The organism is Flavobacterium araucananum (genome assembly GCF_002222055.1).
GTDB classification, from domain to species: domain Bacteria; phylum Bacteroidota; class Bacteroidia; order Flavobacteriales; family Flavobacteriaceae; genus Flavobacterium; species Flavobacterium araucananum.
This window is the reverse complement of sequence record NZ_MUGS01000011.1, coordinates 11584-36857: the sequence shown is the minus strand read 5'-3', so window position 1 is coordinate 36857 and position 25274 is coordinate 11584. Positions and strand designations below refer to the sequence as shown.

The following is a 25274-nucleotide window of genomic DNA, read 5'->3' as shown; positions in this document are numbered from 1 at the left end:
TAAATTAATTACTTATGTCAGGCGGAGCGAAGTCGAAACTTTATAAATCATAAGCCTTCGGCTTCGCTCAGAGTGACAACAATATTTTCAAAATAAGATTCAAATTATTTTTTAGGGAGATCTGCTTTTTTAAGTTTTACTTTATCTCCGGAATTCAGATCTTTAGAAACCGTTGTATAAGGTCCTGTAATTACAACATCTCCTGGTTTTAATCCTGACATCACTTCGATATTTGTATCGTCCTGAATGCCTGTTTTAATGATTCTGATTTTAGCTTTATCACCTACTTTTACAAAAACACATTCGAATTTTTTATCGCTTTTTATTGCTACTTTTTTATCGTCTTTATCAGCATTAGGATCTTCGACTTTAAAATCTTTTACGGCTGTAGTATCTGATTTTACTACAACAGAACTAATAGGTACTGCCAGAACATTATTCTTTGTTCTTGTCATGATATCAACAGTAGCTGTCATTCCCGGTCTAAAAGGCGAATAAGTACCTGGCTGACCTTCTAATAAATCCTGGTATGATTCTTTTAGAATACGAACTTTAACTTTAAAATTAGTTACCTGATCTGATGTTAGTGTGGTACTTGCAGAGTTAGAGATACTGGTTACAGTACCTTTAAATTTCTTTTTTAAATAAGCATCTACTTCAACATTTGCCTGATCGCCAATTTTTACTTTTACAATATCATTTTCGTTTACATCAACTTCAACTTCCATATTGTTTAGGTTCGCTACTCGCAAGAGTTCTGTTCCCGCCATTTGTTGGGTTCCTAAAACACGCTCGCCTAATTCTACATTTAGTACTGAAATTGTCCCATCTGCCGGAGCATAAATTAGGGTACGCCCTAAATTATCTTTGGCTTCTGTAACAGATGCTGATGCACTCTGAACATTGTAATAGGCATTTTGTCTGGTTGCTTTTGCTACTTCATAAGTAGAAATTGCTTTATCCCAATCAGACTTTGATATTACACCTTTATCATATAGTGTTTTATTACGCTCGTAACTTGCTTTTGCTTCTTTGTAGCTTGCCTCAGACTGTGTTAAACCGGCTTTGGTACCGGACAAATTTGCTACGGATCTGTCTAATCCTGAAGTATATAAATCAGGATTGATTTTTACCAGCAAATCGCCTTTTTTAACTACTTGTCCTTCTTTGACATTTAGTGCTATAATTTCGCCCGAAACCATTGATGAAAGTTTCACCTCAATTTCCGGTTGAATTTTACCTGTTGCCGAAACGGTTTCTATAATCGTTGAAGCTGCTACTTTAGAAATTTCTACTTCTTTTCCCTCCTCTTTATTCCCTATTACTCCCGCTTTTGAAAGACCAATTAAGCCTACGATAAGAACTAATGCACCGCCAAGTAAGAAATAAATTGTTTTTTTTGACATAATAAATTATTTTGTGATAATTGGAACTATTGGAATTCCAAAATAGAATTCAAGTATTTTTATTTTAAACATGTAATCGTATTTTGTTCTTATTACATCAGACTGTGCATTGGTCAACAATGTCTGCGCCTGAGTAAAATCGAATGAATTCATCAAACCTACATCATACTTTTCTTTTGCATAGTTGTAAGCTTGTTGTCTGGCTTCTAAAGTTACTGTTGATGACTGATAAGCATTCAACGCTCCTTTTGCATCTGTAAAAGCAGTATAAACGTTACGTTGCAAATCTAAACTTTTTTGCTCTAAATCTATTTTAGATTTCTCTAAACTTACTTTACTTCTTTCTACATTATTTCTAACTGAAAATCCGTTAAAGATTGGCACATTTAATTGAAAACCAAAATTATGCCCTTTGTTATCACTAAACTGGTCTAAAACTGAATGTGGCCCTGCATAAACCGGGTTTCCGCTAACGTCTGTCCCTATAAGTCTGTCACTATAACTTGCACTTGTACTAAAGGCATAAAAACCTCTAAGTGTTGGCTGATAAGCACCTTTGGCAATAGTAACACTTTTCTCTGCAATTTCAAGATTGGTTTGTGCCAGCTTTAATTCTGTTCTTATTTCTTTGGCTTTATTATAAATATCAACCGGATTTTGTGCCATGATATTATTTTCATCTTTTGCATTTGTATCGTCTACAACATCAAAATCTGTAAATTCTTTTAATTGTAAAAGCTGCGCCAGACTTAATTTTGAGATTAACAAACTATTTTCGGCAACAATTATAGCTTGTTGATCTGTTGCTTCTGTAGCTTTTAGATCGTACAAATCGCCACGCGGAATTGTTCCGGCATTTACCATCTCTTCAGAACGGGCCAAACGTTTTTGATCGATCGACAATTGTTCTTTTTTTACTTTTAAATTTTCTTTGTTAAAAAGAATCTCCAAAAATGCATTGGCTACATTTAGAGAAATATCTTCCTGCATTTTTAACAATTGATATTGCGATGCTATAATAGAAAGTTTAGCTTTTCTATAATTATTTTGATTTTGCAAACCTTTATAAATATCGACACCTGCATTCACTCCCAAAGATGAATATTGGGTTGTTTGTGTCGTAGCAATATTTGTAACCGGGTTAACGTTCAAACCAATATTCCAGGAGTGTGAAGCGCTTCCGCTTACTGATGGAAGATAACTACCCAATGCCCCTTTTTTGTCAATATCGGCACTTTTTATATCTAATTCAGATAGTTTTACTTTAATATTATTATCTAATGCATAACGCACACATTCTTCTAATGTCCATTGTTTTGATTGTGCCTGAGTCGATAAACCAAACCCAAATAACAGGATAAAAGCAAAACTATTATATTTATTTATTTTCATATATTTTGAATGAAAGCACAGCAAACATGCTACGCAAATTTAACATTTTTTAAAACCAAAAACTCTTTTATAGTTTCAAATTATTTTTTTTCTCCTTCATTTATCAACCCCTGATTCCAGATTTTAATTTTATCCGTAGCTTTAATTCCACTTTTAACCTGAACATAGATTCCGTCACTAACTCCCAACACTAAATCTCTTCTTTCAAATTTTTGCGCTGCAGTTTCTACTTCAACATAGGGCTTTTGTGTTTTTTTATCAAATTGAACCAATGATTCTTTGATTGCCAAAACTTTATCTGCTTTCTCTAAAATAATTGAAGCATTTGCGCTTAAACCAGCTCTGATAAAAGTAGCATCTCTATTTTCTAAAGAAGCTTTTATTTCAAACTGAATAGCACCATTTTCTACAACTCCTTTTGGCGCAATATCGGTTAAAACGGCATCGAATTTTTTATTTTCGATCGCACCAACGGTAATCTCAATTGGCATTTTTTCTTTGATTTTACCTACTTCAGATTCATCAATTTTTCCAATAAAAATCATTCTTCCAACATCTGCAACACTTGCAATTGTTGTTCCTTCGTTAAAATTATTACTTTCGATAACCTGGTTTCCTACTTTTACCGGAACTGCTAAAACCATTCCGGTTACTGTTGAACGAATTAAGGTATTGGCATAACTGCCTAATGATGTTGTTGTTCCTGTTTTTACAATATCTAAACTTTGTTTTGCTGCCTGATAATTTTGTTTTGCCTGTGTATAAGCTAATTGGGCTGCATCAAAATCATTGGCCGAAATAACATCTTTGTCAAATAATGTTTTTTGCCTTTTATAAATTTTTTCCTGATTATCTAAAGCAATTTTAGCTGTTTGTACCTGATTTTGGGTACTACTAACGTTAGATACATTTGCCACAACCCTAATTTTGGCAATCATATCTCCCGCTTTAATTTTCTCTCCTGCTTTGATATAAATTTCTTCGATAATACCTGAAATGTTTGGTTTGATGAGAACCTCTTCATTAGGCTGAATGTTACCGGTTGCAATTGCAGTTTTTACGATTGTTTTAACCTCTGCTTTCTCCGTTTTAAAAACAATTGGAGATTCTTGATTTTTAGCATACAGATAATAAAGTGCGCCAAAGAAAACTATAGCTATAAAGATTAAAATGGTTACGGTTATTCCTTTTTTCATTTTGTTTTTTGGTTTAATCGATTATATTTTGATTGATAATTTATTCTGTTCGTAAAGCATCCACAGGCTTTACATTAATTGCAGTCTGCGCAGGGATAAATCCTGCAAGCAAACCAGATCCTACTAATATTAATAATGCAACAAATACAACTCTTAAATCTACGCTTGGATTAACAAACATTATGTTACTTTCTGGCGGCATAGAAGCCAGGAACATATTCAGGATTGCAATAACTCCTGTTGCTACAGCAACGCCAAACATCCCTGAGATAATAGTCAAAAATATAGATTCTGATAAAATCTGACCTCGAATTGCCCCGGGTGTTGCTCCCAAAGCTCTGCGAATCCCAATTTCTTTAGTACGTTCTTTGACTACAATCAGCATAATATTGGAGATTCCGATTACACCGGAAATCAGCACTAAAGATCCTACAAAATAAGCAATGATTTTTAAGATATCAAACAAACTTTGTACTTTACCAAATTGTTCATACAAATCAAAATTTCCTACTGCCCGATCATCCTTTGGATTTATATAATGAAGTTCTTTTATCTTGTCTATAATTTTTGGTTTTAGATCTGTAATAGAAACTTCATCTATTGCAGTAAGAGCCATCCATCCCACTTTATCTCCATAATTAAAAGACTGCTGAAAAGTAGTAAAAGGCACAAATACATTCTTTTGCTCCTGTTCTGCATTTCCACCGGTTTGTTTGGATTTATAAACCCCAACAACCATAAAATTGATTCCGTTAATTTTTAAATAGGTTCCAACAGCTTCTTCTTCTTTTCCATAAAGTTCACTAATAACCCCTTTTCCAATCACGGCTACTTTCCTTCTTTGCGAAATATCCTGTTGATTTACAAAACGTCCTTTTATGATATCCATTGGCTGTTGTTTGATCAATTCCGGATAATCTCCGTAAACAGAAAAAGCAGCTGTTTTTGTACCACGCACCACATTATTTGTTCCGTTATTAGAATCTCCCAATTGATTTCTGGGCGAAACATACAACAAATCAGGAAATGCTGCTCTTAATGCCGCAACATCGCTATTTCTAAACTCATAACGGCGTGTTTTAGGCAAACCTTTGTAGGCTTTTGATGTGGTCTGGCTCCACATAAACATTGTATTAGTGGCGATTCCGTCAAAATCCTTTTTTACTCCATTTTCGAGTCCTTTTCCGGCTGCAAGTAATATTACCAGAATAAATATTCCCCAAAATACTCCAAATGCAGTTAGAACCGTTCTGAAAACATTGGCTGTTAAGGCCTGTAAAATCTCGTCCCAATTATCTTTATTAAACATAATTATTCGTCTCTAAGTGCTACAATAGGTTTTATTTTGGCTGCTCTGTATGCGGGAAAAAATCCAGCCATGGCTCCTGCAAATACAAGTAATGCAAGTGTGGTCAAAGCGACACCAAAATCTACTTCAGGATTTTGAAAATACTCACTCTGAACCATCGGTCCAACAAACTCCAATAATAATAAACTTGCCAATAATCCCACAAAACCAGCTATAGTAGTAATAAAAATAGATTCATGAAGTATCATCGAAATAATAGAAAATGGTGATGCGCCCAATGCTTTTCTAATCCCTATTTCTTTAGTTCTTTCTTTTACGATGATCAACATGATGTTACTTACCCCAACAACTCCTGCAATAATGGTACAAATACCAACCCACCAGAAAAACAATCTGATATAAAGGTTCAAATCATAAAACTTTTTAGCTTCTACTACAGAATTATGAACACCTACTCCGCCATCATCTGTAGGAGCGACAACATTTTTACTTTTTAGTAAATCTTTTAAATCTTGTGTAAATTTTTCGGATTGGGCTAATGCTTCGTCATAATTATTTGTCTTTTTTAAAGTAAAAAACAAATTACTTATTTTATCTCCGCCACCATAAGCTCTTTGTACCGTTGTTTTAGGCAAATAGGCTCTTGCTTCTTCTCTTTCTCCTCCGGGATCTGTAAAAACGCCTACTACCTTGAAATTGATATTATTAATAGCGATTTCTTTACCTAAAGGGTCTTTATCTTTAAACAAATCTGTTTTTACTTTCATCCCAATACAGGCTACTTTCTCGTTATTGGCCAAATCACTACTATTTATGAATCGCCCCTGAACCACAACAAGATTTTCTACGGCACCATAATCCGGATCTACTCCTCTGTATTGATAACTTCCCGACTCTTTTCCGTATGAAAAAGCTCCTCCCCAAAAATTATATGTCGCCGCTCTCAGGTCTAATTTATCCTGAAATTTTTGAACTGATTGTGAGTAATCGCTATTTCTAAACTGAATTTGTCTTCCGGGATTTAACCCTTTGTATTCTTTGGTTGTTGTACCGGACCAAACTTCTATAAGCCCTGCAGCATCGCGCTCGAATTGTTTTTCGATTCCATTTTGTAGTCCTTTACCCGCACCAAGTAAAATCACTAAAATAAAAATACCCGAAGCTACAGAAACTCCGGTAAGAAATGTTCTCAACCGGTTTTTCGAGATGGCCTCAAATATTTCCTGCCAACGCTCAATATTAAACATATGATGAAGCTCTAACTTGTTCTACCATTTTATCATCGATGATTAATCCATCTTTCAGGACTACATTTCTTTTGCACATTGCGGCAATATCAGGTTCGTGAGTAACAATCAAAATCGTTTTGCCTTCGTCGTTAATTCCCTGAATAAGTTCCATAACTTCATACGAAGTTTTAGTATCCAAAGCTCCCGTTGGCTCATCTGCCAATAAAACCTTAGGATTTGATGCCAAAGCTCTTGCGATTGCAACACGTTGTTTCTGACCTCCTGAAAGTTCGTTGGGTAAGTGATGTGAATGCGAAGCCAGACCTACTTTTTCTAAATATTTAAGTGCAATCTCATAACGTTCTTTTCGTTTTATACCCTGGTAATACAACGGCATAGCAACGTTATCAAGTGCCGATTTATAGTTGATTAAATTGAAAGACTGAAATACAAATCCCAAAAATTTATTTCGATACCGTGAAGCTATCGTTTCGTTAAGATTTTTTATGGGTGTTTTATCCAAAATATAACTACCAGAATCTGCTTCATCAAGAATTCCCAAAATATTCAAAAGAGTTGATTTTCCCGATCCGGATGATCCCATAATAGCAACCAATTCACCTTCTTCGATATTAAAATTAATCCCTTTTAACACATGCAATGCTGAATTTCCCATTTTATAGGATTTGTGTAAATCTTTGATTTCGATCATGATATTGTTAAATTTTAAAACAATAATAACATTTTTATTAAGTAAATTATGATAAGAAAACGTTAATAATTCCGTTTAGTTATTACAATAAGACTCAATTGCTTACCAATTGTTACACTTTTTTAAGATAATATAATTGTTTTCTTAATTTTGCATGACTTTAAAAAATCTTAACGATGAAGTTTTTTTCACTTATCTCTTTATTTACGGCACTTACGGTTCTTACCAGCTGTTCTACAACTCAAAAATTAGAAACCTTAAAACCGGAACCAGATGATGCAAGTCCGTTAGTTTATGAGGCAAATCCCTCGTTTATTAACTTACCCATTACGGTAAAACTGACGGATATCGAAAATCAAACCAACACTTTATTGAATGGTTTAATTTATGAAGACAACAATATTGAAGATGATGATATCGAAATGAAAATCTGGAAACAGGCTCCTATAAAAATTCAAAACGATCCTGCAAATCCGGACAAAAAGATCAAAACAATTCTCCCTCTAAAAGCGACAATCAAATATAGAATTGGCACCAAAAAACTAGGCGTTGCTCTTTACGACACCAGAGAATTTAACCTAAACGGGATAATTACTTTATCGAGCGAAGTCGCTTTGACCAATTGGAAATTAAATACTAAAACAGAGTTCAAATCATTAGACTGGAGCGAAAGCCCAACAATGCTGGTATTTGGGAAAAGCATGCCGATAACCTATCTGGTAAATCCGGCTATTTCTATTTTTAAATCGAAAATCGAAAAGAAAATAGACGAGGCTATCGAAAAATCAATGGATTTTAAACCGAATGTTTTGTCGGCTTTAGAAAAAATCTGCACTCCATTTCAAATGAGTGATACTTATGAAAGCTGGCTGCGAATTGTTCCTGTCGAAGTTTACTCTACCAATGCAAAGCTCAAGAATGATTTGTTTTTACTGGATATGGGCATGAAATGCAACATGGAAACCATTGTGGGCAAGCAGCCGGAATCAAGATTCAATGCGAGTAAAATTGTATTGAAACCTGTGGCAAAAATTCCAAACCAGATTCAGGCAAATATCGCTGCAATTTCAACTTATATTGATGCGTCGAAAATCATGACTAAAAATTTTGCAGGACAGGAATTTGGTTCGGGAAGCAAGAAAATAACGGTAAAAAACGTTTCTATCTGGCACAAAAATGGCAAAATGGTAATTGCTCTTGATGTTTTGGGATCTATAAACGGAACGCTTTACTTAAACGGATTTCCGCAGTATAATCCGCAGACGAAAGAAATTTATTTTGAAAAGCTGGATTATGTTTTAGATACCAAAAGCAAATTAATGCGAACAGCAAGCTGGCTGGGTCAGGGTTATATTTTAAGAAAAATGGAAGAAAGCTGCCGTTATTCGATACAACCCAACTTAGAAGAAGGCAAAAAAAGCATGGCGACTTACCTTAAAAACTATTCGCCAATGCCGGGTGTTTTTGTAAACGGAAAAATGGAGGACATTCAGTTTGATAAAATACAATTAACCAATCAGGCAATTATCGCTTTTATAAAGATCAACGGAACGGTAAATGTATCGGTCGACGGATTGAAATAAGACAAAAAAAAAGCAGAATATTACTATTCTGCTTTTTTCTTTTTTGATTGGTACATTCTATAAATCAGAACCCCAATTATAGCAACCAGTAAATACGGAACAACCATTAGGTAAACGATTCCGTTATTTACAGCTTCAGCTTTTTTTACATTCGAATCTCCCGCAAGTGCCGCACGACACATAGCGCATTGAGCATTAGCTGCAAGAGAAAAGAAAACAGAGAAAAGAATATAGATCAATCTTACTGACGAAGATCTATTGACGCTACTTTTATTTTCTTTATTCTGTGTTCTATATTCTATATTCTTTATTTTATTTTCTATTTTAAGCATAATAAGGAGATATCATTAAATAAACTATTACGCCTGTAACAGCAACATAAAGCCAAAGCGGGAAAGTTATTCTGGCTATTTTTCTGTGTCTGTCAAAACGCTTAGAAAGAGCTCTAACATACGTAACAAGTACAAATGGAATAATTACAACTGATAAAACAATATGGGTCAGTAAAATAAAGACATACAAATATCGAACAGCTCCTACTTTTGCTTTTTCGACAGCATCGACAATTCCGTCATGATTTAAGTCTCCTAATTTAGTCGAATCAGCTGTCATGTGATAGGCAACATACATCACCAAAAAAGCTAAAGACAAAGCAATAGCCGAAGTCATTAATCGTTCATGAAGCTTCTGTTTTCCGTTTTTAATAGCAATAACACCCAAAACCAAAGCAATTGCTGTCAACCCATTTGTTGTAGCATATATTGGCGGCAAAAATGAAAGAGGCTCAACATTGATCCCAAAATCTTTTAACTTAATAACAAATAAAATACCTACTGCAACCGGTATTAAAATTGAAACGGCAATAATGTACTTATTGTATTTTTTTTCTAATGAATGATCTTCCATTTTTATTCGGCTAATAATATTTTAATATCTTCTTGAATATCTCTAACTCCTTTTTTATCCAGTCCGTCATAATAGATGTTTGGGTTACCAAATTCATCTTTTCTGCAACGAATATTACCATCTTTATCAATTAAGGCAAACAAACCAGAATGTTCAAAACCACCGCTTACTTTGTCATTTTCTCCGGCGTATAAATTGAACCCTTTGTTTGATAAATCCATGATAGTAGCTTTATCACCCGTTAAAAAATTCCAGTTAGAAGATTTTACACCCAATAATTTGGCATGATCTTTTAATACTTGTGGTGTATCGTGTTTAGGATCGATGGTAATCGAAACAATCCCGAAATTAGGATTCCCAAAAAATGTTTTCTCAATCTCTAACATACTCAAATTCATTTTTGGACAAATTGAAGGACAGGTTGTAAAGAAAAACTCTAAAACATACACTTTACCTTTATAGGTTTGATTTGAAACTTTTTTATTATCCTGATTGGTTAATTCAAATTTAGGAGCTGGTCCAATTGTCATTAATTTGGCATCAGATTTTGAAGTTTTCAATCCCACATTATCCAAACGGTTCCCTTTTACAACTTCACCATTTGTTATTCTGTCTATTATTTTAGGCACGGCATAAATACCGAAGATTAAAATAATAAACGAAATTCCGATATATGATTTATTTTTAAACATACTATATAGATTAAAGTTCTTTTGTTGCGTTGTGGTTCTTTTTTAGCGCTGCACGATATTCGTATAAGATAATTTTGAAATCATCCAGCATTTCGTTGCTTAACTCAGAAGGATGAAAGGTATCGTATCCTTCTTTGTATTCTCCTTTATCTTTTCGTCCTCTTAGATTTCGTTCTTTATCGACGATATAAACATTAGCAGTCCCCATGTTCTGATCCAGTTTTCCTTTTAGGTGCAACTGATCATAAAACACTTTAATTTGTTCTGGAGCTGCAAAAATAAAATGCCATCCTGAAACATCTGTAAATGCTCCTAATGATTCAACAATTTTCTCTGCATCTTTTTCGGTTCCTAAAGGACAGATCACTACAAATTGCAAATCTTTGAAACCATTGTAACGCTGATAAATTTTTTCGTTCAGGTTAAAAAAATTCCCTCTGTTTTTTAGAATATCAGTTCCGGAGAAACCAAGGATTGTAATTTTATTATTAAGGGATACTTTTTCTCCTTTAAGGGATTTCCAATTACCAAAATCGGCAATTTTAGGAGTTATTGTGGGAAGTTTAGTAAAGCTGTTTACACCTGAAGCAAAAAACAAATAGGCTACAATTGGCAAAACAAAAAGGACAAAAAGAACTATATTTTTTTTCATTTTATTACCGGAAGTTATTGAGGTACAAAAATAAAAAAATCCCGATGTTATCGGGACTCTTTTTGAATTAATATCATGTTAAAAATTCCATTTAATAGTAGAATCTTTAAAAACCCCATAAATATAATGTCCTTCTGTCAACAGAATAAACAATAAATATAAAACTAGGAAAATAACTGGTGAAACAACAGACCATCTAAGGCTGCTTTTTTCACCTTCCATGTGCATAAATGCCCATACTATATAATATGCTTTGAATATTGTTAAGATATAAAATATCCAATTCAACAAATTCAAACCTACAAAATGATTAAATTCTAGGAATCCTGGTTTAACAATACCAAGGAAAACTTCAAATGTTGTTACAACTGACAGTAATCCAAAAACAAACCAGATTCTTTTTGTATTTGATACGTATTCGTGATCGTGTGACATAATGATAAATCTTAAAAATTAAACTAAGTAGAAAACTGTAAATACAAATACCCAAACAAGATCGACAAAGTGCCAGTATAAACCAACTTTCTCTACCATCTCGTAGCTTCTTCTTTTTTCGTAAGTACCTACTAATACATTAAAGAAAATAATGATATTAATGATAACTCCAGAAAATACGTGAAAACCGTGGAATCCTGTAATGAAGAAGAAGAAATCAGCAAATAATTTACTTCCGTATTCGTTTCTTGTTAAGTTAGCACCTTCTACAACATATTTTGCTGTACTTAAACGAGCTTCAGATTCGGCTCTGCTTAAAACTGTTTTTTTCTTTTCAGCAGTCAAATGCTCAGTTCTAATCAATAAGTCAGGATGCGCTTTAAAACCAGCCTGAATTTCAGCAACTGAATATGTTGGTACTGTTTCAGCACTTTCCATAAACCATTTTGCTTTTGCTCTGGTAAGTTCTTCCGGTTGATTTGGTAATTTTACAGCAAACTCTTCAAGAGCTACTCTTTTACCATCTTTATCAACAAACTGCAATAAGCTTCCACCTACTGTTTCAACCGCTCCATATTCACCTTTAATAAAGTTTTTCCATTCCCAGGCTTGAGAACCAACGAATATTAAACCTCCAATAATAGTTAAAAACATGTAGATTGCAACTTTTGTTTTTTTCAATTGATGACCTGCATCAACAGCTAAAACCATTGTTACAGAGGAGAAAATTAAAATAAAAGTCATTAAGGCTACATAATACATTGGAGCCGAAACACCATGCATAAATGGGAAGTGAGTAAACACTTCATCAGCCAATGGCCAGGTTTCGATAAATTTAAATCTAGAAAAACCATAAGCTGCCAGAAATCCAGAGAATGTTAAGGCATCTGATACGATAAAAAACCACATCATCATTTTACCATAACTTGCTCCTAATGGCTCATTGCCGCCTCCCCAAGTTTTTTCGTTGTTATTTGCAGTAGTAACTGTCGCTTCCATAAAAGATATTCGTTAAAAAGTTCCCAAATTTACGTTTTTTTCTTATTTAAAGAAATATAAAAATAAAAATAAATATACCCATAATAAATCCAAAAAGTGCCAATACATCGCACCTAGTTCTATACCAAGAGTTTGAGTCGAATTGTATTTTTGTTTAAAATGATTATAAATTATAATTAAAAGTGAAATCAAACCTCCAGCCAAGTGTAATAAGTGGGTAACGGTTACTACGTAAAGAAAAGTTGTAGTAATCGAACTACCTTCTCCCGTAAAATAATAACCACTTTTTACGATTTGTCCAAAACCTACAAATTGTAAAACCACAAATAAAACGCCTAACGCTAATGTACCTAAAAGTAACGCTGTAGTTGCGCTTCTATTGTCTTTTTGAATTGCTTTTTTAGCAAGATAAAAAGTCACACTGCAACCAATAATAACTATTGTACTGTAATAAAATGCAGTAGGCAATTCGAAATTTTTCAACCAGTCTGCTCTTGATTTACTCACCACAAATGCACTGGTAAGTCCGGCAAACATCATGGTCATACTAACCATTGCGAATAACAAAATCAGTTTTGCCGATTTTGATTTCCTTACTTTTTCTTCACTTGCTATTTCTGCTGTTGTCATTGTCATTTCCATAACTATCTTAAAAATTTATCTATTATAAATACGATTTGCAGTAGGGAGATATACGAAACGCTTACTAACATTAATGTTCTTGCTGATTTTGCTGTTCGTAACTGATACAAACGTACGGCATAAAACAACATCCATAATCCTAATAAAAACACTAGTATCGCTGCAATTGGCGTAATAAACAATTGCCCCGTAAAACCCAAAGCTGGTAATAATGACGCTATAATAAGCCAAACCGTATATAAAATAATCTGCAATGCAGTCTTTCTGTCTTTTTTTCCTGTAGGAAGCATAAAGATACCTGCTTTTTCATAATCTTCGTATAAAAACCAGCCAATTGCCCAAAAATGAGGGAACTGCCAGAAAAACTGAATTAGAAAAAGGGTTCCGGCTTCGATACCAAATTCTCCTGTTGCTGCTACCCAGCCCAACATAAAAGGAATCGCTCCGGGAAAAGCACCCACAAAAACTGATAACGAAGTTACTGTTTTTAAAGGTGTATAAACGCTTGTATATAAAAATATTGAAATCGCAGCAAACATGGCTGATTTTGCATTGATCGTATACAGCAGTGCAATACCAATAACGGTAAGCAAACTGGCAACAATCAAAGCTGTTGTTGGCGACATACGTCCTGAAGGTACGGGACGATTTTTTGTACGATCCATTAACGAATCGATATCTTTTTCTATTACCTGATTAAAAGCATTAGAAGCTCCAACCATACAATATCCGCCTATCATTAAAACGACCAAAACACTCCATTTAAAAGGATGTGCTTCATTTACCCCTAATAAATATCCAGCAATCGAAGAAAACAATACACTGATCGCTAAACCAGCCTTTGTAATCTCTTTGAAATCGTTAAATATTGATTTTATTGAAAATGTATTTTTAGTAGCGTTCAATACGGTAATTATTTGTATGTTTTTTTGAGTGGTGCAAATGTACAAATTAGATTGTAGAATATGGACCTATAAAATTAGATTTTTTTCAATAAAACCTTTACAAAATAAGGACTTGCAAATCTTTAACACAATTATTTCGAAAAATCTTATTAAATTGACTAGTAATCAAAATACCAATTAAAGATATCTGAACGCAAGCCTACACTAAACCAAGTTGTACTTTGCTTAAAAGTTGTCGCTGTTTCTTGTGTTGGATCAAAATTTCGATACAAGAAGCTTCCAAAAAATTTCAAATTGCTCATTGGGTTTATCAAATAACCTGCCTGAATATCTGCAATAAAAATATTGGTTTTGTTTCCCTGCCCTACTTTTACACCCGTATCATACGGACGGTTTTCGTTGTAACTTTTATAGATATTTCCACCATAATTGTAGCTGTCTTCCGGAGTATCAAAATCTAAACCGCGTTTACCAATTGTAAATTTTGCATCGGTATAAAAACGTCCTTTGTGATAACGGCCAATTGCAACAAATTCTTCAAAATTACCACCCCATTGATGCCCCATACTTTGATTATTATGACCATAGTTTGTAATAATAGCACTGTGCGAATACACATAAGGGCGCACATGGTTGTACTCTAATTGTAGTAATAAATCTTTTACTTTGAATGCATTGTAATATTTTGCCCCTAATTGATATCCAAATTTATTTTTCCAGCTGTTTTCTCCGGCTGCCATATCACTTACTGAAAATTCGTCAAGCAAAAACTGAGCATACAAATTAACATTGTTGTTCCATTTGTATTTTCCTGACATTCCTAAAAGGGCATTACCACTTCTCGATGATGACGAAAACTCTACAGAACGATAAAAAATGATCGGGTTTACAAAATTAACATCAAACCCTCTGTTATTGGTATCTGTCCAGACTACTGATTCAAAAAAACCTAAATTCAACTTGTTCGAAACATTCCAGCTTAAGTAATGATTCGCCATGAATTTTGTTGCATACGTTTTGTCTAAAGTAACATCCGGACGCACATCCTTAAGCCACATATAGGTATTGGTATATTTTATTTTCCAGAAAGTGGTATTAATTTTAAAATATGGATAAGGGCTTGCCCCATCACTTTCCAGCAATGAACGATATCCGTCTCCAATAAAATTTCGGCCATACCCTAATTGCAAATCAAAAAACTTACTTGGCGCATAGGTAATATTTGCTTCTGCCAAAGGAAAATCGTAGGCATCTGTTTTAAATCGTTTTGCAATTCCCATTCCCGGAATTATCGCCGGATTTCCTCCTGAAGGTTTTAATGTTTCGGCATAATCATTAAAATAACCCGCAAATCGTCCCTGACTTTCAAAAACTGTTGTGGTAAAATTAATTTGCTTGCCTAAACCTCCTCTAAAATTTAAGGCACGTGTATTTACATAAGTGTATGAAGCATTAAGATCTGACGCTTTACCCATTTGCAAATCAAGAATTGGGTTTAATGACAGCCAATAATCTTCTCCCTGAATCTGAACCAAATTTTCGTTCCAGAATTTTCTTCCTAACCAGGTCGAAACATTTTTATGAAGTGATTCGTTTACTGCTTTTAGATTATAATATTTAGAAACCTCGGCATAAGTATAAGGTTTTGAAGCCGTATGGTTATTGCTCCCTACCTGATTCATAGCGCCATCAAATTGCGCATAATAACTATGAGAAAAAGGAATATTTAAATGACTCTCAAATTCCGGATTGTTGTACTTTTTATAAATAATACTATCCAGCTCTGTCATAGGTTTTTCGGCAGGTTTCAAAATTTCGGCTGCTGCCAAAGCTTCTGCTGCAATCTGATCAGCACTTTTTAATGGGATATCTATCGAAATCGTATATTTTGAATAGGTTGGTTTCCCATTATAAGTAGATGGTTTTACTTTAGGAAATTTTCCAAAAACACGTTTTGCTTCTTCTGATAGTTCATCGCTTACAGCATTTACATAAAGCACTTTGAAGGCTCCGTTTGCATCTACTTCAAAAAGCACTCTTACTTCGCCTTTATAATTGGATTGTTTTAAATTTTCAGGAACCTGAAAATTATTAAATACAAAATCCTGAACTTCTTTATAAAAGCAATTCTCCAGTTTTTTTGATTGCAAATTTTCGCAATTAGAAAAAACCGGAAATTGTTCTGATACAAAACCGGGTCTGATCGAAGAATTATTGTTTTCTTGTGAAAAAGCAAATAAGGATGACAATGTCAAAATAAAAGATAGAAAAATCTTATTTACGTAATTTTTGGTTTTCATTTAATATTGATTTGTGGTATTTTCTCCATTTGCAATTTCTTTTGCAGCCGAAGTTCCGATGCGTTTAACGCCTAAACGAATCATTTCTGTTGCATCTTGATAAGACCGCACTCCACCGGCTGCTTTTACCGGCAAGGGCGATGCATTTTCAAGCATCATTATTATGGTTGGAATCGTTGCTCCGTTTGGCAAATCATTTTGAGTTTTATAAAAACCGGTTGATGATTTTACAAAAACAGAAGTATAATCTTCTTCTTTAAAATTTGAAATGACTACATTCTTAATCAACGCCGAAAGCTGAATAATCTCTTTATCATTTAAAGCGGCAACTTCGATAATCCATTTTACTGTTTTATTATTTGCCAGACCAATTTGGGTCCCTATAAAAATTTCTTGTTTTACTAAAGCAGTATCTCCATTTTTAAAAGCTTCATAATTACAGACAAAATCCAAATCGTCTGCTCCGTCTTCAATGGCTTTATTGGCTTCTTTAATTTTTGTTTCTAAACTTGATTTACCTTCCGGAAAATCGATTACAGTACCGATCAGTAAAGCCGAGTGAGATTTTGAGATAATCTCTTTTGCTAAAACCACATGTTCCGGACGGATCATAATTAGTTTAAATCCTTCATGAACCGCTTCGTTAATGGCATTTTTGACCACGATATTATTTTCTGCTTCCGAAAGTCCGGCTTGCGAGGCAGTTTTTAAGTAGGTCGAGTCTAAATATTGCTTAACGTTCATAACTGTATAGAATTGCGACAAAAATACATTTTATATTCAGAAAAAAACACACTTTTTAAAGCTTGATTTTTTGGCAATAAAAAACCCACCGAAGTGGGTCATTCTATTTTTATAATCTGTCGATTTGCTTTTTTAAAGCTATTGCTGTAAAAACACCCGCTAAAGCTCCAAGTGCATTTGCTAATACATCACTAACGTCTGCCGTTCTTGTGGTTGTAAAAACACTTTGTAAAATCTCGATTGTAATTCCAAAAAAAACAGAAAATATAAACGAAATCAGGTATGCTTTGTAATCATCAGGCGCTTTTCCTTTAAGTTCTTTTTTGAAGAACAATATCCATGAAATTGTAAATCCAAAATGAAAACAAAAATGTACAATTTTATCTATGCTCGGAAAATTTACAGCAGGAATATTGCTTGAATCCGTTAAACAAAAGTAAGTAATAACCCCTGAGCAAATAAGAGCCCAGAGTAGTAATAATTGCTTAGGCACCGATAAGTTGTTTATAAGCTTCGTCAGACAATAACTCATCTATTTCTGAAGCATTAGCAATTTTAATTTTAATCATCCATCCTGCTCCGTAAGGATCAGAGTTTACAGTTTCCGGAGCACTTTCCAAACTATCATTAAAAGCAATAATTTCTCCTGTTAAAGGCAAAAACAAATCAGATACTGTTTTTACAGCTTCAACTGTTCCAAAAACTTCGTCTTTATCAAGTGTCTGATCTAAAGTTTCTACTTCAACATACACAATATCCCCTAACTCTTTTTGTGCAAAATGAGTAATTCCTACAGTTGCAACATCTCCTTCGATGCTAACCCATTCGTGATCTTTTGTGTACTTTAAATTTGCTGGTATGCTCATAATACTATGTTTGAAAATTGATATTTTAATAATTAAGTCACAAATGTAATAATCTTCTAATGAAATCTGGTTTAGAAACTAAAAAAATTAATTTCCGAAATTATATCGAAGTGTGAACCCTGATCGGATATTCGTTAAAGGAAACGATGTCGAAATTACCGCTTTCGAGAACGAATGATCATAATAGAATATAGCGGTCAGGTTTTTACTAAACGAATAATCTGCCGTAAGTTTTAGTGACCATATATTTTGTCCTGCGGCTAACTGGTTGTTATCATAATCCAAGTAACGCACTAACGTTTCGTTGTTTCTAAGTGAGAAATCTGCTTTTATATTAATATCACTTTTGATAATTCCGGTTGGACTATCTGCGAGTCTTGAGGAGAATATTACATCTTTAAAACGATATCCTAAACCTACTATATACTCCATTCCTTTTACCTCGGTCAATAAGTTATTATCAAAACTCATTGATAAAGCTCTGTCTTTTTTAATTTCGGTAAGGACTCTCAAAGAGCTTTTCAACTCAAAATCTACTCGGATAAGCGGACTAAACTGTTCTACCAAATTGACATTTGACATGATCGTTTTGTTAAAGAAGTTGGTATTAACATCTTGCCCGTCCGGCTTTTCGGTGTAATCAAAATTCGACCTAAACTGGTTTATTGTATACGATGCTCTATAATTGTGTTGCAAAGAGAAACGCTTAAATTTATCCTTAAAGTATTTGTAACGCATCAAACCATTATATTTTACACTCCAGTTTGGAATTGGAAAACTTCTAAAAATATCTGTTGAACTACTTGAAGCGTTTCCTCCGGAATAGGCTGCTAAGAAGGCAGGCAATAAAACGGCCTGATTACTTTTTGTAAACCCAATTGGATATCCCTGATTCGCAACGTATACTTTGTAATTTGCATCTGTCTCTGCAGGAATCGGATTGTTTGCATCTCCATATCTTGGGATTACAGCTCCTGCTCCATAGCGCTCCTCGGCCAAACGATTGGCAATAACCAAACGATTACTTCTAAAATCATCAAATGCAGCCGACTCTGTTTCGCTACTTGCCGAAAATGCTGTTTTTATCAATACCGTCGAAATCGAGAACATCCCATAAGTGTATGGTGATAATGCTGTATAGTTTCCATCTACAACGCTATATTGCTCTGATGAATTTTGAGAATACGAACGATCCATAGCCAAATCGACTTTTAAATCAGGCAATAAATCAATATTGGCGGTAACTTTTAAAAGTTTATTGGTAACCTGAGTAAAACTTTGGTTAAAATCCTGATAATCTGTCAACCATCCTCTTTTGGCTGCTTCGTAACGCACATCGTCCTGACTACCAAAAATGAATCCCAGAGTTGGTCTTGATGTCCCAAAGAAACCAACACTTGGTGTATATCCCGGTAATACGGTTCCGCTATTTTTGGTATAATTAACCTGAATGTTTTTTACACTTGTCAAAATACCAATCATGCTGTCGTAAAATGGGCTGCTGCTTGTCGCTGCTTTTGCCGTATTTACGATTTTCTCCCCCGGTTTTGGCGGTCCTGTTGGTTTAGGTTTCGCAGCTGATTTTGAACCAGGTGTCAGCCCTAAATATTTATACAACGTATTCATTGTCAGAGTCGTCGTAAGCGTATTCGAATTTGCATTTTGAATCGTATTTCCTAAATCAAATTGGTTCCCGTTTGGATCAACATATTCAGAGAATGCCGTCGAAGAACGTTGCCAGCTATAATCTGCCGTATAAGAATAGGCGGCTTTTACAAACGCTAAAACAGGAATTTTATAAATTGGAATATCATAATTCAATACTAATTGCTGTAAGTGTTGATTTGGCGTACCAATATCCAGATAATCATCCCAGATATTGAAATCTTGTTTTGGCGAATTATCATCATTTAAAAAGTTTCGCACAATATTATTAGACGCTGCTGTATAATTTATTTTTAATGATTTTGTTAGATTATAACCAAAACCATACTGATAATTAAAGGCAAAATTTCTTCTGTATAAAGGATCAAGTCCAATTCCCTGTACCTCAACTTCTCTGTATTGCTGACGGTTGCTTTGTCTTAAAATATTGGTATTAAAAGTAACATTAGAAGGCAGGTAATTAAAATTAAAATCACTTAGCATTTTCCAATATTCACTTTTTTTCATGAATTTAGTTTTCTTGAATGGCACTACTTCTTTTGGCTGAAAAGTGTATGCATAGTTTACGGCTGTATTCGATTGTTCGTCCAGATAACTTTCTACCTCATAATCGTGACGTTCTACCTCATTGTACGATTGCGAGAATGTAAAGTTTTCTACATCATAAACATGTGGTTTCTGTTCCGGTGCTCTGTCTTTTCTTACTCCAATAAAATTGATACTTCTTCTTTTTGTATAATCAACAGCACGTGTTCTGATATTGTCTTTTTCTGCAGGATCTGTAGTTTCTCTTATTAACTGATTTAACTTAATATCCTGATTAAACGGATCGTATTCCGGGGTAATTACCTCTTCTCCAATAGCGTAATTAAACGGAAGATTGATGCCCCATTTGTGTGGTAACAATTTACCTAAATTAAGATTGGTAACAATGTTGTATTGTTGCAGATCTTCACGATCTCTTTCGTTCGCTCCTTGCTCCAATGATCCAAAACCTATTGTACTTTTTTTACCTGTAGCCGAAACTGTAGCAAAATCAGCCATATTGGTATCAACATTTAATATTGCTGCCATACCACCTTTGTTCTCCAAATCAGCCAGACGAAGTTCGTTAAACCAAACTTCTCCTTTTAAATTTTTGTGATCTGCTCTACTTTTTACCCCTACCATTAAGTTTCGAACCAAACCAAAGTTAGGATTTCCTTTTATCCCTAATCTTAGCTTACCATCTCCATCACCACCACTTACACTTAAATCATCATCAGGATAATAAATTCCGTTAATGTCTCGCTTATTAGAGTTAATGTCGATACTCATCGCCTTAATCTTCATTTTGGTCAGGAATTCAAGTGCTAAATCAATATTATTGTCTTCCATCCAAACCTGATCTGCACTTATAGTACAAGACCCACCGGTTCTGGTTACTTTTAACGGAACTTCGACTTGGTAAAAGTTTTGTGTGTAGTCATTTCCAAAACGAATAAAACCAATCAGTTCATCGTCTTGCAAAGTGGTTTCGCTAGGTAAAGATTCAGCATGCAAAAACATTTTTAATTTTTTGTATTGGCGCATGTCAACGCTTACACTTTTAAAAACTGCCCTTGAATCCTGATATTGCAAACCTGCTCCTCCAACACGTAACGCTAACGCCTGCTCATTTTGATTGATAATTGTATTGTTATTGTACAATTGCTCTCTTTGTACTCCTGGCGGAACTACATAATTTACCGGACATTTTGTACCGTTTTCCTGAATATTAACTGCCGATACATCAAACTCAGTTCCATCATCATCCGGATTGGTATCATTGGCATCTAGTGTACCTGTATATCTTCTCCACTCCCCTCTTACTAAATCTAACGCTCCAAAACGAACGGTCATCTGGTTGCTAAAACCAGTCATAAACATACGCATGAATCTAATAGATCTAAAATCTGTAATATTACCAATTGTGTTCTGAGGCTGAGAAACCGGTATTTTAAACTGAATCCATCTTGCAGTTGTTGTTGATCCGTTTGGCAGTTCGACATTACTTACCTCACGTATATCTGTAATAAAGTTTTGCCCTACTTGCATTCCCGGCTTCACATCAATACTATATTCATAATAAGCATTAATGGTACTCATTGTATTATCTCGGTTAATATCCTCAACATCCGGCAAAGTTGTAGACCCACGATTGGGATCATCTACACTTACTGCAGAGTTCCCTTCTGTACCATTATAATTTTTATAACGCTCCAGAACTCCTCCGTCTGTATTTAAATAATACTTATAATCATCAGCCGCCGGATCTGCTTCTCCTGCATAATTTGTATAAACGGAACCTTCTCTTGAACTTGGCAAACCATCTAAACCAACGTCTTGATTTTTACGATTATCAGCATTGGTATCAAATGCATAGATCAAGGATTGCGATGCAGGAACATCTCCCCAAAGCGGTTGGGGGTTTACCATTATCTGCCCTGGTCCTAGTCCGTTTTCGTATTGCTTTCTTCCGTCTTTTAAGACATCCTCAGAAATTTCACCTAAGTTAAAATATATTTTTCCGGTATTATTAGTGGGTGCTTGTGCATTTCCTACGTAAGGATCAAGAACCCAAAACTGAATATACTCGACATTTCCCTGCTCAAAATTGGTTGATGTCAAAGCACGCATGATACCTCCAAAATTAGAAGTCGCAGGATTTGTTCCAAAATTTGGATTGTTATTGTATGGTCCTCTATCCGAAGGATAATAACTTAAATCAAGTGTATTAATTACCTGGATTTGCCCTTGAGCAATATCTGTATTTGGATATAATTCTTTACTATAAACACGTCTTGTAGTATTCAATGACAAATCATCGTTTGAAATACCAGAGGGTTTTGAGGAATAAAATATAGGATCAATGGTGTACCAGGCTAATTTTGCTCGTTTATAACCATATTCTAATGTGTTTGAATTGGCATTGAATGTATTGTCATTAACAGAATTTACAAATGGCGTTGAGGCCAAACTCCACGCATAAGCTGAACGCATATCGATTGTAGATTGCGAGCCTTCAAAATCATCTACATATATGGTTGCTTCGCCTTCAAAATCACTAGCTTTTGGTGCATCCGGTCTTAAAAAGGCAACTTCTCCTCGTATCGAAAGATTCGAAGGGACATCTGTATCTATGTTGGGTAACTTGTTTACTAATCTGGTAAAGAAAGGAACTTCTGTAGAATAGTTTCCGTTGAATCCAAAAATGGTATTGTTTACAGATTCCTGCCCATAACTCGATTTTTGAGTAAATGGTTTTTCTGTCATTTTTAAATAAGTACCTCCAATAACAAAATTGTCTGAGATTTTGTGTTCAATATTGAACCCCATAAATCTTCTGGTTTGTTGCCCAAAAATTGAATTGTTTTCTAACGAAACTTCAATTGGGGTATTCGAAGCCTGAAGTGACGGATCTAAAATCTGAACTCGGCCTAATTGATAATCGACACTATAATCGATACCCTCTACTAATCGTCTTCCGGCTGCCATAACAACAACTGACCCTTGCGGTACGTTGAATGCCCCAATAGGGATACCGTTACTTCCTGAAGATTTGTATTTACCCCGTAACAAAAATTTATTTTTATCACTATCCTGCAAAGCTCCGGATTGTGTGTTTCGATACATGTTTCTAAACACATATTTTTGTTGATTGGCATTGTAGGTGTTTGGATCATTGTAGTTTTCTCCAGAACCTGTATTTTGTAATTTTTTAAACAAAAGTTCTCCAAATGGTTCTTTTGTCGTAAAAATAATTCGTCCGTTCTGAACGTCTACTGTTACTCCCGGAATATAGTCAAAGAAACCGTCTCCGCCTGTTTGCGGATCATTGTTATAGTTTAATCGATCGAGATTAAAGACATTCAATAAAGGCGTTTGCTCGACTTTATTATCTGCTGTTGGGTTTGCAGGAAATGGCGCTCCCTGAACCGGCGAGATATAATTTATTGGCGAAGGATCTGTATAAAGTATGTTTAACCTAAAATCGTCTTGCTTGATTTGATAGGCCTGAGGGATTTGATACACGTTTTTCATCATCAAATTCCAAACCGGATTTTGAACATTTGTCAAATTGCTTTTCAGCATTTTTAACACTAAACTTTGTGTAATAATTGCCTGATTTGTATTGTTGTTTCCGGTTACTACGGTTGCATCAACTCCATCACTACCAAATTCTCCTACCTGATAAACTTTTCCTCCTACAGTATATTCAAATGCTACTGCCAAAATCTCATCATTTGCCAAACGTTGTTGCAAAGAGATGTATCCTAATTGTGCATTAAAAGTAAATTCGTTTGCTGTTAATTTTCTGGCATTTTCCAGTACAGAAAAATCTGTTCCCTCACTAGTGTTTGGGTTATTGAATCCGCTCTTTGCTGTAACTATTTCTCTAATATTTGAATTTAAGAATGCTCCTGCCTGACCAATAGTCGCCGGATCATATTTATTATTCTCATTATCTGTTGGTGCATCAATACCACCATTAAAAAATCCTGCTGTAGAACTTATAACCACTACCTGATTATCCGGAATTCCGGTAATCTGCCCCTCACCTAAATCCTGAAGTGCAATAATGTTTCTAAGGTTATTATTGTTTGTGCTTACTCGATTTTGTTTATTGGTTATCCAGACTTCTATTCTGGTAACCTGAACACGGCTATCAATAAAAGGATAATTTTTTAACGAAGCATCGTATTTATTTCTAAAATATTGAGATAAGAAAAAGTGTCTGTCATTATCATAGTCCAAAGCATACAGATCAAAGTTCTGAACTGTTCCGCCACCTTCTGCAACTATACTCTTTGTTTGTGACTTTTGTTCTGAGAAAACTCCTGTTACTGTTGTCTTACCAAATTGTAGCTGAGTCTTGACCCCAAACAAACTTTGAGCACCGCGAATAAGGGTACTGTTTAAGGGCATACTAACGTTACCAACTTCTACTTTTTGAACGATATCATCTTCTGATGGTGTATAGGCAAGTTTAAATAAATTCTGGAATGCAAATGTAGATTGGGTATCATAATTCGCATTTACCTCTAATCTGGTTCCTACTTTCCCCATCAAACTCATGCTGATTCGCTGATCAAAATCAAAAGTAAGGCTGGATCTGTTTCTGGGAGAAAAAGAGGGATTATCTTGTTTGGTATATCGAACACCCAAATCCATCTCTACTGATCCTGTGGGTTTTACATCGATTGTATTACTACCAAATATACTTTCAAAAAGACTTGAGTTAATATAATAGCGTGGTAATAAATTCTTTTTGGCAGCTTCGCTACCCGCTTTTTTACCATCGATGGCATCTGATTTCTTTTTGAAATAATCTCTTCTGGATTCTTTCAAAACTAAATCTTCGTATTCTTTAGGCGTTAAAACAATTGGGTAATTGATCGAGAAACCATCAACAGAACTGGTATAAATATAACGGTCTGTAATAGGATCGTATCTATACGCCGAAAGTATGCTTGGTGGATTTTCAAGCTCAACCTTTCCTACTGAGAATTGTGTTTTCGTTGTATCTTTAACTGCTGGATTTACTTGCGCACGCAAAACATTACCGCAAAACAATAACAGTAAAAATATACAAATTTTACGCATACAATTGGTTATATAA

General features: G+C 34.6%; 20 protein-coding genes. 1 reads left to right on the top strand and 19 read right to left on the bottom strand.

All coding sequences use genetic code 11. The features are described from left to right. Positions 1 to 104: 104 nt before the first annotated feature. The 6 genes from B0A64_RS08325 to B0A64_RS08300 form a co-directional block, all read right to left on the bottom strand. A complete protein-coding gene (locus B0A64_RS08325; RefSeq protein ID WP_089479055.1) occupies positions 105 to 1406 on the bottom strand; it encodes an efflux RND transporter periplasmic adaptor subunit in 1302 nt (433 codons plus the stop codon). A 6-nt stretch (positions 1407 to 1412) separates the two neighbouring features. Beyond that, complete coding sequence (locus B0A64_RS08320) at positions 1413 to 2798, bottom strand: TolC family protein (RefSeq protein WP_089479054.1); 1386 nt, start codon at positions 2796 to 2798, stop codon at positions 1413 to 1415. An 80-nt stretch (positions 2799 to 2878) separates the two neighbouring features. Further along, positions 2879 to 3994, bottom strand: coding sequence for an efflux RND transporter periplasmic adaptor subunit (locus tag B0A64_RS08315; protein ID WP_089479053.1), 1116 nt, complete (start codon positions 3992 to 3994; stop codon positions 2879 to 2881). Between the two features lie 40 nt (positions 3995 to 4034). Beyond that, positions 4035 to 5303: an ABC transporter permease gene (locus B0A64_RS08310; protein ID WP_089479052.1), complete on the bottom strand. Its 1269-nt coding sequence runs from the start codon at positions 5301 to 5303 to the stop codon at positions 4035 to 4037. 2 nt (positions 5304 to 5305) lie between these two features. Further along, complete coding sequence (locus B0A64_RS08305; RefSeq protein ID WP_089479051.1) at positions 5306 to 6550, bottom strand: ABC transporter permease; 1245 nt, start codon at positions 6548 to 6550, stop codon at positions 5306 to 5308. Continuing rightward, the gene (locus B0A64_RS08300; protein WP_089479050.1) at positions 6543 to 7244 is read right to left on the bottom strand and encodes an ABC transporter ATP-binding protein; all 702 of its coding nucleotides are present in this window, start codon (positions 7242 to 7244) and stop codon (positions 6543 to 6545) included. The genes B0A64_RS08305 and B0A64_RS08300 overlap by 8 nt, the downstream gene beginning before the upstream one ends. Before the next feature lie 176 nt (positions 7245 to 7420). Here B0A64_RS08300 and B0A64_RS08295 point away from each other — a divergent pair, with 176 nt between their 5' ends. Beyond that, entirely contained in the window at positions 7421 to 8827 is a 1407-nt protein-coding gene (locus B0A64_RS08295; RefSeq protein WP_089479049.1) for a DUF4403 family protein, read from the top strand. Positions 8828 to 8850: 23 nt separating this feature from the next. On the opposite strand, the gene B0A64_RS08290 is transcribed toward B0A64_RS08295, so the two are convergent. The 13 genes from B0A64_RS08290 to sov form a co-directional block, all read right to left on the bottom strand. Next, positions 8851 to 9159 (bottom strand): hypothetical protein, encoded by a 309-nt coding sequence (locus tag B0A64_RS08290; protein WP_089479048.1) that lies wholly within the window; start codon positions 9157 to 9159, stop codon positions 8851 to 8853. Then, on the bottom strand, positions 9152 to 9733 hold the full coding sequence (locus B0A64_RS08285; RefSeq protein WP_089479047.1) for a DUF420 domain-containing protein: 582 nt from the start codon (positions 9731 to 9733) through the stop codon (positions 9152 to 9154). Before B0A64_RS08285 ends, B0A64_RS08290 begins: the two co-directional genes overlap by 8 nt. Before the next feature lie 2 nt (positions 9734 to 9735). After that, positions 9736 to 10425 carry an SCO family protein gene (locus B0A64_RS08280; RefSeq protein ID WP_089479046.1) on the bottom strand — a complete coding sequence of 230 codons (690 nt, stop codon included), beginning with the start codon at positions 10423 to 10425 and terminating at the stop codon, positions 9736 to 9738. A gap of 10 nt (positions 10426 to 10435) precedes the next feature. Then, positions 10436 to 11077 (bottom strand): hypothetical protein, encoded by a 642-nt coding sequence (locus B0A64_RS08275; protein WP_089479045.1) that lies wholly within the window; start codon positions 11075 to 11077, stop codon positions 10436 to 10438. 78 nt (positions 11078 to 11155) lie between these two features. Beyond that, on the bottom strand, positions 11156 to 11512 hold the full coding sequence (locus tag B0A64_RS08270) for a cytochrome C oxidase subunit IV family protein (RefSeq protein ID WP_026985528.1): 357 nt from the start codon (positions 11510 to 11512) through the stop codon (positions 11156 to 11158). Between the two features lie 18 nt (positions 11513 to 11530). Next, on the bottom strand, positions 11531 to 12511 hold the full coding sequence (locus B0A64_RS08265; RefSeq protein ID WP_089479044.1) for a cytochrome c oxidase subunit 3: 981 nt from the start codon (positions 12509 to 12511) through the stop codon (positions 11531 to 11533). 42 nt (positions 12512 to 12553) lie between these two features. Beyond that, positions 12554 to 13153, bottom strand: a complete 600-nt coding sequence (locus B0A64_RS08260) for a cytochrome c oxidase subunit 3 (protein WP_089479043.1) — start codon at positions 13151 to 13153, stop codon at positions 12554 to 12556. A 2-nt stretch (positions 13154 to 13155) separates the two neighbouring features. Then, the gene (cyoE, locus tag B0A64_RS08255; RefSeq protein WP_208863523.1) at positions 13156 to 14058 is read right to left on the bottom strand and encodes a heme o synthase; all 903 of its coding nucleotides are present in this window, start codon (positions 14056 to 14058) and stop codon (positions 13156 to 13158) included. Between the two features lie 158 nt (positions 14059 to 14216). After that, the gene (locus tag B0A64_RS08250; RefSeq protein WP_089479042.1) at positions 14217 to 16358 is read right to left on the bottom strand and encodes an energy transducer TonB; all 2142 of its coding nucleotides are present in this window, start codon (positions 16356 to 16358) and stop codon (positions 14217 to 14219) included. Continuing rightward, entirely contained in the window at positions 16359 to 17102 is a 744-nt protein-coding gene (gene deoC / locus B0A64_RS08245) for a deoxyribose-phosphate aldolase (protein ID WP_089479041.1), read from the bottom strand. It lies immediately after the preceding gene. Positions 17103 to 17211: 109 nt separating this feature from the next. Beyond that, on the bottom strand, positions 17212 to 17595 hold the full coding sequence (locus tag B0A64_RS08240) for a VanZ family protein (protein ID WP_089479040.1): 384 nt from the start codon (positions 17593 to 17595) through the stop codon (positions 17212 to 17214). Next, complete coding sequence (gene gcvH, locus B0A64_RS08235; protein ID WP_089479039.1) at positions 17588 to 17968, bottom strand: glycine cleavage system protein GcvH; 381 nt, start codon at positions 17966 to 17968, stop codon at positions 17588 to 17590. The genes B0A64_RS08240 and gcvH overlap by 8 nt, the downstream gene beginning before the upstream one ends. A gap of 87 nt (positions 17969 to 18055) precedes the next feature. Continuing rightward, positions 18056 to 25258: a T9SS outer membrane translocon Sov/SprA gene (gene sov, locus B0A64_RS08230; protein WP_089479038.1), complete on the bottom strand. Its 7203-nt coding sequence runs from the start codon at positions 25256 to 25258 to the stop codon at positions 18056 to 18058. Positions 25259 to 25274 lie beyond the last annotated feature (16 nt).

Bases quoted from the DNA above. Each gene is read 5' to 3' on its own strand.
- B0A64_RS08325 (WP_089479055.1), bottom strand. From the start codon at position 1,406: ATGTCAAAAAAAACAATTTATTTCTTACTTGGCGGTGCATTAGTTCTT.
- B0A64_RS08280 (WP_089479046.1), bottom strand. From the start codon at position 10,425: ATGTTTAAAAATAAATCATATATCGGAATTTCGTTTATTATTTTAATC.
- B0A64_RS08270 (WP_026985528.1), bottom strand. From the start codon at position 11,512: ATGTCACACGATCACGAATACGTATCAAATACAAAAAGAATCTGGTTT.
- B0A64_RS08310 (WP_089479052.1), bottom strand. From the start codon at position 5,303: ATGTTTAATAAAGATAATTGGGACGAGATTTTACAGGCCTTAACAGCC.
- B0A64_RS08285 (WP_089479047.1), bottom strand. From the start codon at position 9,733: ATGGAAGATCATTCATTAGAAAAAAAATACAATAAGTACATTATTGCC.
- B0A64_RS08265 (WP_089479044.1), bottom strand. From the start codon at position 12,511: ATGGAAGCGACAGTTACTACTGCAAATAACAACGAAAAAACTTGGGGA.
- B0A64_RS08295 (WP_089479049.1), top strand. From the start codon at position 7,421: ATGAAGTTTTTTTCACTTATCTCTTTATTTACGGCACTTACGGTTCTT.
- gcvH (WP_089479039.1), bottom strand. From the start codon at position 17,968: ATGAGCATACCAGCAAATTTAAAGTACACAAAAGATCACGAATGGGTT.
- B0A64_RS08315 (WP_089479053.1), bottom strand. From the start codon at position 3,994: ATGAAAAAAGGAATAACCGTAACCATTTTAATCTTTATAGCTATAGTT.
- sov (WP_089479038.1), bottom strand. From the start codon at position 25,258: ATGCGTAAAATTTGTATATTTTTACTGTTATTGTTTTGCGGTAATGTT.
- B0A64_RS08320 (WP_089479054.1), bottom strand. From the start codon at position 2,798: ATGAAAATAAATAAATATAATAGTTTTGCTTTTATCCTGTTATTTGGG.
- B0A64_RS08290 (WP_089479048.1), bottom strand. From the start codon at position 9,159: ATGCTTAAAATAGAAAATAAAATAAAGAATATAGAATATAGAACACAG.
- B0A64_RS08250 (WP_089479042.1), bottom strand. From the start codon at position 16,358: ATGAAAACCAAAAATTACGTAAATAAGATTTTTCTATCTTTTATTTTG.
- B0A64_RS08305 (WP_089479051.1), bottom strand. From the start codon at position 6,550: ATGTTTAATATTGAGCGTTGGCAGGAAATATTTGAGGCCATCTCGAAA.
- B0A64_RS08300 (WP_089479050.1), bottom strand. From the start codon at position 7,244: ATGATCGAAATCAAAGATTTACACAAATCCTATAAAATGGGAAATTCA.
- deoC (WP_089479041.1), bottom strand. From the start codon at position 17,102: ATGAACGTTAAGCAATATTTAGACTCGACCTACTTAAAAACTGCCTCG.
- B0A64_RS08275 (WP_089479045.1), bottom strand. From the start codon at position 11,077: ATGAAAAAAAATATAGTTCTTTTTGTCCTTTTTGTTTTGCCAATTGTA.
- B0A64_RS08260 (WP_089479043.1), bottom strand. From the start codon at position 13,153: ATGGAAATGACAATGACAACAGCAGAAATAGCAAGTGAAGAAAAAGTA.